Source organism: Glutamicibacter endophyticus (genome assembly GCF_048457885.1).
In the GTDB taxonomy this organism is placed as follows: Bacteria; Actinomycetota; Actinomycetes; order Actinomycetales; family Micrococcaceae; genus Glutamicibacter; species Glutamicibacter endophyticus.
The window spans coordinates 863504-877570 of sequence record NZ_CP174200.1 but is presented as its reverse complement, the minus strand read 5'-3'; the positions used below and the strand labels follow the sequence as shown (position 1 = coordinate 877570).

At 63.5% G+C, this 14067-nt stretch carries 5 protein-coding genes; 4 read left to right on the top strand and 1 reads right to left on the bottom strand.

From position 1 onward, the window contains the following. Positions 1-30: 30 nt before the first annotated feature. Entirely contained in the window at positions 31-6234 is a 6204-nt protein-coding gene (locus ACJD00_RS04165) for an Ig-like domain-containing protein (RefSeq protein ID WP_418908610.1), read from the bottom strand. A gap of 268 nt (positions 6235-6502) precedes the next feature. Between ACJD00_RS04165 and ACJD00_RS04160 the strand changes: the two genes are divergently transcribed. The 4 genes from ACJD00_RS04160 to ACJD00_RS04145 all read left to right on the top strand — a co-directional run bounded on the left by ACJD00_RS04160 (position 6503) and on the right by ACJD00_RS04145 (position 14063). Next, complete coding sequence (locus ACJD00_RS04160; protein WP_418908609.1) at positions 6503-8170, top strand: DUF885 domain-containing protein; 1668 nt, start codon at positions 6503-6505, stop codon at positions 8168-8170. Between the two features lie 216 nt (positions 8171-8386). After that, entirely contained in the window at positions 8387-9766 is a 1380-nt protein-coding gene (locus ACJD00_RS04155) for a dicarboxylate/amino acid:cation symporter (protein ID WP_418908608.1), read from the top strand. Between the two features lie 163 nt (positions 9767-9929). Further along, positions 9930-10607, top strand: a complete 678-nt coding sequence (locus ACJD00_RS04150; RefSeq protein WP_418908607.1) for a TetR family transcriptional regulator — start codon at positions 9930-9932, stop codon at positions 10605-10607. Between the two features lie 3 nt (positions 10608-10610). Then, on the top strand, positions 10611-14063 hold the full coding sequence (locus ACJD00_RS04145; RefSeq protein ID WP_418908606.1) for an MMPL family transporter: 3453 nt from the start codon (positions 10611-10613) through the stop codon (positions 14061-14063). Positions 14064-14067: the final 4 nt, after the last annotated feature.

The window sequence follows — 14067 nt, the reverse complement described above, 5'->3', positions numbered from 1 at the left end:
CATACATCCGTGAAGGGCTCAATGGGCGGGTCAGAAGTTGGTGGTGTTCGATTTTACGCCGTCCACCGTGGCGTAATAGGGCTGCTTATATCCCGGCTCAACCACGCAAGGCAGATCCTTAGAGGCCCGTCCCTTGTTGTTGACCGAGAAGGTCACGTAGTTATCCGAGAACATTCCGCCCGAGTGGTAGCACTTGGCCATATAGGTGTGCGTACCGGGGTCGAAGTTGTAGAGCTCGACATGGTACTTGTAACAGTTCGGGTCGCAGGTGGAGTTCGAGTACCCGTTGTAGTTCGGGCCCTTGGAGAGCTTGACCGAACGCGCCGGCTTCGGGTTGGTCTTCTCGGTCTTCGTCCAGACTTCTTTCTGCCCCTCGGTGTCCGTGGCCACGATCTTTAGTTTGCGCTCCGTGGAGTAGCCCAAACCTTCGATGCGTTTGGCTCCGTCGTTGGCGATCTTATTGCCGTTGACGGTCACCGTCTGGGTGACTTTTCGTCCATTCGGGGCACCTGCGTCCTTATTCCAGGTGAACTTGATCCAGTGATCTCCGTGGGTGGCGGAAATATTGGCGTTTTTGCGCAGCGGCCCGTAGGCGCTTTCCTTATTACTTGGGCTGCTGGCTTGGGCCGGTCCGGCCGCGTTCAGCGCCCGCACCCGCCAGGTGTGCACGGTACCGTTCGAACCGGTATCGATCACCGCTCCGGGACCGCCGAAGGGCTTCCAGCCGCCACCGTCGGTGGAGTACTGGTAGCCGGTGATCTTTGAGCCGTTGGCCCCGGGCGCGGTGAAGTTCAGTTGCACCATGCGGTTGGTTCCGGTCGCGTTGGCTTTCACGGAGCCTACCGGCTTGGGACGACCGTAGGGGGTGACCGCCGCCGAACGGGCACTCTGTGCGGAGTTACCCACGCGGTTCTTCGCCTGAATGGAGAAGGTGTAGGACCCGGAGGTGCTCAGTCCGGTCACGGTCTGGGTGGTGCGGTTGGCTGCGATCGAGCCGATCGTCTTGACCAGGGTGCCGGATTTGAACACTCGCAGGGTGTACCCGGTGATGGGTGCCCCGTTGCCGCCGGGGGCCTTCCAGGCCACGTTCACCACGCCGCCGTCCACGGCCGAATCCTTGCGCGAAGCGGTGGGCGCGCCCGGTTTGAAGGGCACGCCGGCGGGGGTGACCGCTGCCGAGTAGGAGCTAAAGGCCGAAGGTTTGGAGGCCTTGTTCACCGCGCGCACGCGAGCCTGGTAGGCGGTGCCATTTTTCAGGCCCTTCCAGGTGTACGAGGTGCCGGTGATGCCGGTGACCTGGGTGACCCCGTTGGGTGGGGCCGGAGACAGCTCCAGGGTGTAGCTCTGAATGGCCGAACCTCGGCTAACCGGTGCGGTCCAGTTAAAGCTTGCCTGTTGGTCTCCGTCCTTGCCGGTGGGGGCCGCGGGCTGTTCGGGCTCCACATCGGGGCGGGCGTCGGCCGAGGCCGGGGAGGCCGGGGAGGTGCCCACCGCGTTCGTGGCGGTCACCGTGAAGTTATAGACCTTGTCGTTGGTCAACGGCGTAATGGTGCAGGTGGTGGCGGCACACTGCTGGGTGTGCCCGCCGCCGGTGACCGTGTATCCGGTGATGGGCGAGCCGTTATTTGCCGGTGGGTCCCAGGCCAGAACGACCTTCCGGTCGCCGGTGGATTGCACGCGTGGCAGTCCCGGCGCCTGCGGGGCACCCTTGACGTTCAGCGTGATGGTGCCGATGACATTGCGTGAAACGTCCTCGGTGACATCGCCGATCGTGTACTCCACGCGCATGGTGCCCACGAACTTATCGGCCGGGGTGATCGAAACCTTGTCTCCGCGCACCGCAACGGCGCCGGTGCCCGACTGCAGGGCGCGGGCGTTGAGCAGGCGCAGCGGCCCTTGATCGGCATAGGGGTTGTGGTCATTGGCCAACACGTCCACCAGCTCGGTCTTGCCCTGGTGGGCGTCGGCGACATTGTCGGCCACCGCCACGGGCAATTCACGGGTGGAACCGGTCACGGTCACGCTCATGGTTGCGGTCACCGGTGGGTTGACCCCATCGGACACGCTCACGCCGATAGTGCCGCTGGTGCCCTTCGGGGTACTTGCCTCGGCGGAGACGCGCAGCGTGTGGCCATCGATCAGCTGGGCTTGTACTCCCTGAATGTCCACCTGGCCGAGGGCGAAGGAAAGGTTCGGTACGTCCTCGGGGTTCGCGTCGTTGGCCGCCAAACGCAGATCCATCAACGCTGGTTCTTCGCCTTGGCCCACGGTCAGCGCGTTGGATTGCAAGGTCGGTGGGAAGTTCTCCTCATCGGGCTGCTCGGTGGGTTCCTCCGAGGGCTCCTCGCTCTCCTCTTCCTCCGGCTGGCCGTCCTGCTCTTCATCGACGCGGTCCTCGCCGCGCTCGTTGGCCGGTGCCGGGGTGACATTGATCGGCACGGTCAGCTTCGAGGTCAGGCCGCGCTCATCGTCCGGTCCGCTGCCGTCGGTCACCTCGAAGCTCACGGCGGCCGGGCCGGAGAAATCTATCGGGGCCTTGAAGGTCAGTTCGGTGGCCGAACGCACCAGTTCCCCATCGTTCTCCGGCACGGAGCTCACCGATTCCTCGGTGGTCAGTCGGGGGCTGCGGCCCTCGCGCACGAGCACAATGTCGCCTAAGTTCAACGGCAAGCTCTGCCCGGCCTGGACCTGCAGGTTCAGCCCGCTGGCCAGGATGGGACGGGCGTCGGCGATGCCCGGCACATGGACAAAGGCGGTAGAGGTCAAGCCGTCGGGGTCAGTGAGCGTGTAGGCGATGACCTGGGCGGACTCACCCACGCGCACCTGGAGGCCTTCGTCGGTGACTCGGGCCGACTCGGGGGCGTCGGGAAGCGAGACTTCAAGTTCGCTGGCGCTACCGTCGGGGTCCTCGTCATTGCGCAGGATATCCACGGTCAGCGTGTCGGTGCCGATCACTTCTTCGAGCGAGACGCGGTCATCGCGGGCGATCGGGGCCAGCAGCTGTGCCTCGGGGTCCGAGGAAACGGTTAACGTGCCGGCGGCGGTGCCACCGCGGCCATCGGAAATCCGGTAGCGTACCGAGACGCTGCCGTCCTCCGGCGGGCTGGTCAGTACCACTCGTCCGTCCTGAACCTCAACCTTCTGGCTGGATTCGGTGGATACCTCGGGTAGCAGGGCGATGGGATCCCCGTCCGGGTCGGTGTCGTTGTCCATCACGTCGACCGCGACCGGGCGGTCGGGGCGTACCGTGATGAAGTCATTGACCGCTACCGGCGGGTTATTGGCCTCGGCTAAGGGGGCGATGCCGATTTTGATGGTGCCGGTAGCCCGAGCACCGAGCCGGTCCTCGACAACATAGCTGAATTCGTCGGTGCCGCTGGCATTGCGGTGGGCGGTGTAGTCGATGGAGGCGCCGCGGATCTTCGCGGTACCAAGCCGTGGCGAGTCACCGAATTGCACGAGGGATACCGAGTCGCCTTCCGGATCGATATCCTCCAACGGGATCACCACATTGGTGCTGCTGTCGGCGAAGACACGGCCGGTTACCGGCACCGGGTTGGGTGGGCTGTTCTTTTCCAGGTCGTTGGCATCCGCGGCTGGTTGCACATTAAAGGTGACGCTGGCGCTGCTTTCCTGACCATCGGGGCCAGCGACCGTATACACGGCACTGACTTGGCGTGGTTTGCCCCCGAAGTCGCCGGCGCGGAAACGCACCGTGTCATCGGCCACCGAGATCAGGGAACCTTCGCCGAGCTGGTCGGCCTCCTGCAATTCGGGGCGCAGGGTCAACTTGCCGCCATTGGGGTGAATGTCATTGTCGAGCACCTTCACGGTGGCGACATCGTTTTCGCGCACGCTGACGGTGTCCGGGTTCGCTTGGGGCGGGTCCATACGCGGTGGCGCCGGGATCGGGATGACACGAATAGCACCGGTGGCCTGGCCGTCGCCGTTGGAGATCGTGTAGTTCACCGTGGTGGGGTCGGTCAGCCCGCGCACATCGGTGATCCGCACGAAGGTGTTGCGCTCCACGCTGGCGGTGAAGGGCAGATCGTTGGCCCCCTCCACCGCGGTGGTGACCAGCACGCCACCGGAGGGGTCGGTGTCATTATCGAGCACATTGACCAGCACGTCTTGTCCGGCCGGGAGCAGCGCGACATCGCGCACGGCGACCGGGTCCCGCGGCTGTTCCTGCGGGGCGGCAATATCGATGCGCACCAACCCGGGGGCGCTAGCCGGGCCGTTGGTAGCCATATATTCGGCGTAGTAGGTCCCCGGACGGTCCCCCTTCACACTGACGACGCCGGTCTGCACATTGGTTGTGAGCTCGAGGCCCGGCACGTCGTCCACCCCGGCCAGGCGTAGCCCATCGCCGGAGGGGTCGGTGTCGTTGGCCAACGGCTCGAAGGTGGTCGGTTCCCCGGCCTGGGCCAGCACGTGGTCGGTGGCGGTGACGGGCTTGACGGTGGCATCGGCCAGCACCTCGACGATCACCCGCCCCTTGGTGCTTTCGCGGCGGTCGGAGACCTGAATGGCCACTTCCTTCTGCCCCAGCTTCTTGCCATCGTCTTGGAAGGTCAGCGTGCCATCGGGGCGCACACGAATCACATCATCGCCCTCGGAGGTGCCGCCGAGCAGTTGCAGGTCATCGCCTTCAGCGTCGGTCCAGTCGCTGAGCAGGTTGCGGCTGACCGATTCGCCCTGTTGCACGCGGAGCACGGTGGTGCGCTGCTGTTCGGGGGCGGTGTTTGTCTCCTCGTCGACCACGTTGAGCTTCACCGTGGCGGTATCGCGTCCGCCGCGTCCATCCTCGGTGGTGTAACTAAAGTTTCCGGCGCCCGCGGCGTCCTGCGGCACTGCAATCTGGAAACCGGTGCCATCGTAAACCGGTTGCAGTTCACCGAGCTTGGGTCCCGGCCCCTCGAGCTGGGCGGTGAGCAGATCACCGTCGGGGTCCACATCGTTATAGAGCACCGGCAGCAGGGTGGTGCGCCCGGGGCGCACGCTGAAGCTGTCGTCTTCGGCGATTGGTTCCTGGTTTTCCTCGGTGCGGTTAGGCAGCTCGATGGCGTCGGTGATTTCCTTGGTTTCTTCCTCCTTCGCCTCGCCCTCGCCGGCCGGCGGTTCCAGATCGCTCCAGTTGCTTACGATCTCCATGCCCTCGTTGGCCAGCCATACCTGCCCGGAGTGCACGTCATTGAGCACCACGACATCGCGGTTGACGCGGAAAGCCAGTTCGGCCCCGGTGAGCATGTCTGGAATCAGCATGCGCTGGTTCTGTGATTCATCGGTGCAGTGACGCAGGTATTCGCCGCTGGTCTGCCAGGCGGAGTAGGTGCAGCTGCCGACGCGCACCGGCTGGATCGGGGTTCCGGGTGTGTCCACCTGGTCGTAGCCGGTCTCCTTACCGTCGAGTGAGACGGTGGCCAGCGACTGATCCAGCGCGATGGCCACAGCGTCGGCCTCCGGCCCCGGGGCCTGCAGGCGGGCGTTGGCGGTGTTTTCAAGGTGGGCGGTGCTACCGGTTGACGTGATGATGACCCCACTGGCCGGGTCGAAGACCACACCGGTGTCGCCCACGGCGGACAGCTGGGGCTTTTCGAGTTCGCTCAATTGCGGAAGGTCTTGCTGGATGCCGGGCTGGGCTTGGCCTTCTTCGTCGATGGTGAAGCTTGCCATGGTGCCCGTGGCGTAGTCCACGGTCCAGACGGTGTCGTCTGCGCCCACCACGGCGTCGACTTCGCCCTTGGATTCCACCAAGGGTTCGGCGCTTTCACCCTTGAAGTTAGAGATCTGCTTGAGGTGGGTAGCCTGCACGGTGCCGTGCTCGTCATCGGTCACGGCAACGACTTCGGCACCGAAGGAAAAGGAAGAGTTCGCCGGGAGCGCATTATCTCCGGCGAACTGCACCATGGCCGGGTCGATGGTGGTCAGCGAGGCCTGCTCGAGGTTGCGCACGAGCACGGTTTCGGCGTTCTGGGCTAGATCGTAGTTCGCCAAGGGGGTTACCACGCCCCCGTCGATGGTGCGCGACTGGTAGTTAATGTGCCCGATTTTGCCCTCGGATTGGTTCACAACCCAGACGCCGCCGTCATTCAATTCCACATCGGCGGTTTCGAAGCCCGGGTAGATGATGGCACCGGTAACGGCCAGCGCGGCCGCCACCGGAATGGCGGTGGCCTTAAAACCGGTGCTCTTGAGCAACCCGGTCCATCCGGTCCGAGGGGCTTTCGCCATGGCTACTTTGTCCTTGCAGTGCGAGTGATGAGTGATGGTTCCGGTCCACGCGGGCGCGCAAGCTAGACCGGTTCCTCATCCAATTCTAAGGAAAAGAAAAAATCATCACCATGGAGAGAACTCCCCATAGCCGCAGAATCGTGGCTGACCAGTGGGGTTAAACTTCATCACAGGCAGGGCCGGGAGGTCACTTTTACGGCAAGCCGCGTAACGAAGAGCCGCCAGAAATCTCTTCAACATCTGCTTCAGATCAAGTAATGTAGGCCACATGACAGCCACAGAAACCTCCCGGCAGCCCAGCGCCATTGACGCGATCGCCGACGCCTATTTCGAGCAGTCCCTCGAGCTGACGCCCGAGCTCGGCTCGGAACTCGGCCTGCCCGGCTACGAGAGCCAATACTCGGACTACTCCCCCGCCGGCCGCGAAGCCGTTGCGGATCTAGCCCGCGAAACGCTGAGCAAGCTAGCTCAGACCCAGCCGGTCGACGAGATCGACGAGGTGACCCTCGATGCCATGACCGAGCGACTGACCCTAGCGGTCACGCTGCATGAAACTGGCCGCACCGAACTGAACAACATCGCGTCCCCGGTACAGGGGATCCGTGCAGCCTTTGACCTGATGCCACAGCACAGCGCGGAGGATTTCGGGCATATCGGCGACCGGCTACATAATGTCACCGCGGCCATCGAAGGGTACTTGAAGTCGCTGCGCGGCTCGGCGAGCGCCGGACATATTGCCCCGGTGCGCCAGCTGAAGATCGCTATCGAGCAGGCCACCGACTACGCCAAGGACGGAGGCTTTTTCGACCAACTCGCCAGTGCCGGCACTACCGCCGCCCCGGAGCTAGCCGAACGGCTCCAGCGCGGCGCCGCGGCGGCCAAGCAGGCTTATCGCATGCTGGCCCAGTGCGTCGCCGACGAGCTGCTACCCATCGCCCCGGCCAAGGATGCGGTGGGACGCGAGTACTACCAATTGGTGTCCCAAGACTTCCTCGGGGCCGTGGTGGATCTGGAGGAAACCTACGCGTGGGGCGTGGAGGAGCTCGATCGCATCATCGCCGAGCAACAGATGGTGGCCGAACAGATCAAGCCGGGTGCCGATATCGCCGAGGCCAAACGCATTCTGAATGACGACCCGAAACGCCGTCTGCAGGGTACCGATGCCCTGCGCGAATGGATGCAGGGCAAGGCCGACGCGGCCATTCGCGATCTAAAGGATGTGCACTTCGACATCCCGGCGCCGATGGATCAGATCGAGTGCATGATCGCCCCGACCCAGGATGGCGGGATCTATTACACCGGCCCGTCCGAGGACTTCTCCCGCCCGGGTCGCATGTGGTGGTCGGTGCCGCCAGGAGAGGATAGCTTCACCACCTGGGCGGAGCTGACCACGGTCTATCACGAGGGCGTGCCGGGCCATCACCTGCAGATCGCTACAAGTCAGTTGCAGCACGAGACGCTGAATAAGTGGCGCCGCTACATGTGCTGGACCAGTGGTCACGGCGAGGGATGGGCACTGTATTCGGAACGCCTCATGCACCAGCTGGGCTACCTCTCTGATCCTGGTGACTATATGGGGATGCTCGATGCCCAAAGGTTGCGCGCCGCGCGCGTGGTCTTCGATATTGGCGTGCACTGCGAACTGCCGATGCCCGAGCAATGGGGCGAAGGACAGTGGACCGCAGAGAAGGGATTCGCTTTCCTCGAAGCGAACCTGGATATCTCCCCCGGGCAGCTGGACTTCGAGTTCAACCGCTACCTCGGCTGGCCCGGCCAAGCCCCGGCCTACAAAGTGGGGCAACGACTTTGGGAGCAGATCCGCGATGAACTAGCTCAGCGAGCCGGCGAGCAGTTCAATGCCAAGGAGTTCCACACCCGCGCGCTGCGCATTGGGTCCGTTGGTCTCGACACGCTCAAGCGAGCGCTGCTCTCCTAAACTCGACACAAGCCAAGTTGTGTCCCCGCCCTGCGCAACTCGGGTGCGGGGACATCGACCCTTGACGTCACATAGCGACGTTATTCCCGCTTTTGCGACGCATTTCGTGAACCTAGACACGCGATACATGTGACGTAAGTATCACCGGGACGATTTTTGTCATAGTGCGCAACATCCGCTGTGATTCGCTATAGTTCCGGCTCTACCGTTGAGTGCATGACTTCGACATCACCCACTCGCCGCTTGCCTAAGTGGAGCACAAACTTCGGCGTGCAGGTTATCGCCGCCCTTATTCTTGGCCTGATTCTCGGCCTCGTCGCCAAGTACTCCGGATCCACCGCGGAGGCCCCCACCGCTCTGGGGCAGTCGCTGGACATCATTGGCTCCAGCTACGTGGCGCTACTACGCACCGCCGTCATCCCGCTGGTGTTTTTCGCAGTGGTCGCTTCCATTGCCAACCTTTCTCAGGTCACCAACGCCGCACGTCTGGCGTGGCAGACTCTGCTCTGGTTCGCCATTACCGCCTTCATCTCCGTGATCATCGGCATGGGCTTGGGCTTGATCTTCCAGCCGGGGGTGAATACCGGGCAGGAGCAGCCGGCGGAATACGCCGGCCGCACCGGCGACTGGCTGGCGTTCCTCACCGGCCTCATCCCCTCGAACTACCTCGGTTTGGGCGCTAATACCAAGATGGTGGACGGTGCCGCGAGCACCTCGATCAGCTTCAACGTGTTGCAGATTTTGGTTATCGCGGTGGTCGTGGGGATCGCCGCACTCAAGGTCGGCGAGGCCGCTAAGCCATTCTTGGCCTTCTCCGCCTCGCTGCTGGCGATTATTCAGAAGGTCCTATGGTGGATCATTCGCATCGCCCCGATCGGCACCATCGGTCTGATCGGTAATGCCGTAGCCACTTACGGCTGGGACACCATCGGCGCCCTGGGCAAGTTCTCGCTGGCTATCTACGTTGGTCTTGCCCTTGTGCTGTTCGCGCTCTACCCGGTACTCGTTCGCAGCCATGGACTGAGCATTAAGCAGTACTTCTCCGGCGTTTGGCCGGCGGTGCAGCTGGCTTTCGTTTCCCGCTCCTCGGTGGGAACCCTGCCGTTGACCCAGCGCGTGACCGAACGCAATCTGGGCGTTCCTTCGGGCTACGCTTCCTTCGCGGTCCCGCTGGGCGCCACCACCAAAATGGATGGTTGCGCCGCGATCTACCCGGCGATCTCCGCGATCTTCGTGGCTCAGTTCTTCAACATTGACCTGAGCCTGACCGATTACCTGCTCATCGCTTTGGTATCCGTGCTCGGCTCGGCCGCGACCGCCGGCACGACCGGCGCCGTGGTGATGCTGACCCTGACCTTGAGCACCCTTGGTCTGCCATTGGCCGGCGTCGGGTTGCTGATGGCCGTGGATCCGATCTTGGACATGGGCCGCACCGCGGTGAACGTGGCCGGCCAGGCTTTGGTTCCGACCATCGTGGCCAAGCGGGAAGGCATTCTCGACGAGAATCTGTACAACGCCCGCCGTAGCGGGGATCCTTTCTCCGAGGACCAGCCCGCCGCGGCCGCAGAGGCCGGCGAACTGGCCGACGCCAAGTAGGAACGCTCGACCGCGGCGATACCGGTCGAAGTCCGTTGGGCCCGCGCAACGCCCCCGCGTTGCACGGGCCCAGCGGCGTTTAAAGACACCGTGTGTATGAGGCTGGTCAACCTCACACCTCAAATATTTGCACATCGTGCAAAGTTGCACGTAGTGTAATTTTGTGACTTCTTCCGTAGCCGAGAATCGGCGCACCCTGAACAAGCAGGCCACCCGGCAGGCCATCGTCACCGCCGCCCTAGAGATCCTGCGGCAATCCGACAATGGAGGCCTCACCGCCACCGGCATCGCCGAAAAGGCGGGCATCTCACGGCGCACCTTGTTCAACTATTTCCCCAGCGTCGATGCGGTCCTCTGCGAACCACTTCAGAGCCTGCTCAATGGCCTGGTCGATTCGCTCAATGGCGCCCCAACCGATCAACCGCTGATCAAGTCGGTCGCCTGGGCGATGAAGGCTCCTGCCGTTACCGAGCTACTGGCCCCGGTGGCGCAAATTGCCGTCTATGCCAAACACGCCGACGACGGTCTACTCACCGTCTCGGAAGCCGCCTGGCAGCAATCGGCCACCGCGGTCATCTCCGAGGTTGCAGCACGCCACCCGCAGGCCAGCGACTTCGTGGTCCGCGTCTTCGCCCATGCCGTGCTCGGCGCCGGTCAGGCCGCCTTCGATGAATGGATCGACCGTCTGGTGGCCGAGGGGGATGCGATTTCCACTCCGAGTTTCGCTCCCTCGGCGCGACATGTTGCTTTGCTTCATGAACTGCTGAATGAAGCCATGACTGAACTCGGCGATGGTTTCGCCACCCTTCAAACCACCAATTCCAGCGCCGAGGAGAACTAGGCTATGGCTACGCTGCTCTATCGTCTCGCCTCTTGGGCGCACCGTCACCGTTACCGCATGCTGGCCATGTGGTTGGCCGCATTTATCGCCATCGGCGTCTGCGCCAGCCTCTTTATGGGGCAGCTATCCAATACCTTCTCGTTGCCGGGCACCGAAACGCAGCGCACCATGGACCGGCTGAAGGCCGAACTGCCCGATTTGGCAGGCGGCTCCGGTTCGATCGTTTTCCGCGAGAGTAGCAATAAGGCCCTCTCGGCCACCCAACGCGAGGCGATCAACGACAGCCTCGAGCAGCTGAAGTTGCATCCCGAAGTCGTGGACGTCAAAAGCCCCTTCGAACTACAACGCGAGCTGGACCGAGCCACCCCCGAACTCAGCAAGGCGCAACGTGAACTCGAGGACGGACAGCGCAAACTCGATGACGGCAAGCTGCAGGTTGCCGACGGGAAAAAACAGCTAGAGGACGCGCAGAATAAAATCACCGAGGGTTGGACCAAACTCTTTGACGGGCGCAAACAACTCGAAGCGGGTGCACCGCAACTTGCCGCGGCCGAACGCGAACTAGCCGATGGCTGGGACCAGCTACGCCGCGGAGAATTCCGTCTCGCCGAGGGCCGCAGTAAGCTCACCGACGGTGAGCGCCAGTACGCCGATGGCCTCGCCGAGTACCGTGAGGGCAAAGCGAAATACGATGCCGGGCGCAAGCAGTTCGCCGCCGGTGAAGCCGACCTCGAGAAGGCTGCTGCGCAACTCAAGGAAGGCCACAAGCAGTACGAGCAGGGTGAAGCACAGCTACTCGGGGACAAGAGCCGCAAGGAGTTCCGTGCCGAGCTAGTGCAAGGCAAGTCAGATGCACAGGCTCAACTGGATCAGGTTGAGCAGGGACTGACCGAACTGGCGGATCAGCAAGAGAAGCTCACGGCGCAACGACAAGCCGCCGCAGATCAGCTCGCCGCGCTGGAAGGTTCCGAGGATGCCGAGGCGATTGCCAAACTCGAAGCCACCATTTCCACATTGGATCAGGCGCTAAACCAGCTCAAGGAGCAGCAGTCTCAGGCGCTCGCCGGTCGCACCCAGCTCACCGAGGCCCTGGCGCAAATCAAGGCTGGAGAAGACGGGTTGGCCGCCCTGGACGCCTCACGCACCGAACTGCAGAAGGCTGAGGAGAAGCTCAGCGACGGGCGCGATCAGCTGGAATCCAAACGTGGCGAGCTGGACAAGGCCGCAGCGACGCTGAAATCCGCGAAGGCTAAACTGGATGCCGCGAAGCAGGAAATCGACACGAACAGGGCCAACCTGGACGCCGCCTCCAGTCAGCTGGAGGATTCACGAGCTAAGTTGCAGGCCGGTCAGCAGCAGCTGACGGCCAAGAAGGCAGAGTTCGAAGCCGGCAAGGCTAAACTCGACGCGGCCGAACGCGAGCTACGTGAGGGAGAGCAACAGCTCAGCGAGAAGAAGTCCGAACTCGCCCAGGCTGAAAAGGATCTGGAGCAGGGAGCCAAGGACCTAGAGTCCGGACGCGCCGAGCTGGAATTCGCCTCGCGGCAGGTCGGAGCCAGCGAGGGTATGCGCTTTGTCTCCGAGGACGGCACCACCGCCGTGGCCCAAGTCAGCTTCAAGGGCCAGACCGACGCGCTGACGGCCGCCGATCGCGAAGCGATCACTGCCACCGCCGCCACGGCTCAGGCCACCGGAGTCGAGGTGCTCTTCTCCAAGGAGATCTTGCAGGACCTCTCCTCCGTCTTCGGCGCGGCAGAGATCATTGGCGTTATTGTCGCGGCCGTGGTGTTGCTCGCGATGCTGGGCACACTTGTCGCGGCCGGCTTGCCCCTGCTCTTAGCAATCCTGGGCGTCGGCGCGGGTGTGGGCACCACACTGGCGTTCTCATCGCTGGTCGATATGGCCTCGATTACCCCGGCACTGGCCATGATGCTAGGGCTCGCCGTGGGGATCGACTATGCGTTGTTCATCATTCATCGGCATCGTAGCCAGCTGCTGACCGGCATGGAGGTCGGCGAGTCCATCGCCCGTGCCGTGGGCACCAGCGGCAACGCGGTGGTCTTTGCGGGCCTGACGGTCATCATCGCGCTCGCGGCCTTGGCCGTACCCGGGCTACCGTTCCTGACCGTACTTGGACTGTCGGCGGCCTTCACCGTGTTCGTGGCCGTCCTGCTGGCCGTCACCCTGCTTCCGGCCCTGCTGGCCATAGCTGGCCCACGCTTGGTCTCCAAACGAGCCCGGGCCCGGGCGGCGAACCCGATCATCCGTGACCCCTTTGCCTCACGCTGGGGACGGATCGTAACGAAGGTGGCAATTCCCGCCATCCTAGTGGTCATCGCCGCATTGGGCGCCATCGCCCTTCCCGGCGCACAGATGCGCACCGCCCTGCCCGATGGTAGTGCCGAGCCGGTCGACTCACAGGCTTTCCAGGCCTACCAGCAGACCAGCGACAAGTTCGGCGCCGGATACAACGGCCCACTATTGGTTCTGGCCGATCTGCCAGCCGGTCTCGACCAGCGGCAGGCCGACTCCGCCGCGCTAGACGTCGCCGAACGTCTGCGCGACTACGACGGAGTGATTACCGCCATCCCGGTAACGCTGACCGACGATCGTGCGCTGGCGGCCATTCAGGTCCTACCCGCCGACGGGCCGGCCTCGGCGGGAACCGAGGCCCTCGTTCATCAATTGCGCGCCGATGCCGATCAGATCGTCGGGGCCACCGAGGCCACGCAGATCGCGGTGACCGGACAGGTCGCCGCCCAGATCGACGTGTCGCAGAAGGTCACCGAGGCGCTACCCCCGTACCTCGCGATCGTGGTGGGACTGTCCCTGGTTCTCCTGCTCTTGGTCTTCCGGTCGATCGTCGTGCCGCTGATGGCTACCGGCGGCTTCCTGCTGTCGCTGGCCGCGGCCTTCGGCGCGAGCGTCATGGTCTACCAGTGGGGCTGGTTTGCCCCGGTATTCGATGTGGCGGTCCCTGGCCCGCTGCTTAGCTTCCTGCCGATCTTGCTCACCGGCATCCTCTTCGGGCTGGCCATGGACTATCAGGTCTTCCTGGTCTCGGCCATGCGTGAACGCTACGCCCATGGGGAGCCCTCCCGCGATGCGGTCCGATCCGGCTTCGTCATGGCAGCCCCGGTGGTCACCGCCGCGGCGCTGATTATGATCTCAGTCTTCGCCGGCTTCATCTTCTCCCACCTGTCGATGATCCGCCCGCTGGGCTTCGCGTTGGCCTTCGGCGTGCTCTTCGACGCGTTCGTGGTGCGCATGACGCTGATTCCAGCACTCATGCATCTGCTCGGTGACAAGGCTTGGTACCTGCCGCGCTGGCTGGCCAAGATCCTGCCCGATGTCGATGTGGAAGGCGCCAAGCTCGAACGCAATCTCCCGCAGCCAACGGATGCCGACGATGCGCCGGATGAACTTGGTCAGGATCGGACCAACGTGGGAGTCTAGGGCC

Excerpts from the sequence above, each read along its gene's own strand:
- ACJD00_RS04165 (WP_418908610.1), bottom strand. The coding sequence starts at position 6,234 with ATGGCGAAAGCCCCTCGGACCGGATGGACCGGGTTGCTCAAGAGCACC.
- ACJD00_RS04160 (WP_418908609.1), top strand. The coding sequence starts at position 6,503 with ATGACAGCCACAGAAACCTCCCGGCAGCCCAGCGCCATTGACGCGATC.
- ACJD00_RS04155 (WP_418908608.1), top strand. The coding sequence starts at position 8,387 with ATGACTTCGACATCACCCACTCGCCGCTTGCCTAAGTGGAGCACAAAC.
- ACJD00_RS04145 (WP_418908606.1), top strand. The coding sequence starts at position 10,611 with ATGGCTACGCTGCTCTATCGTCTCGCCTCTTGGGCGCACCGTCACCGT.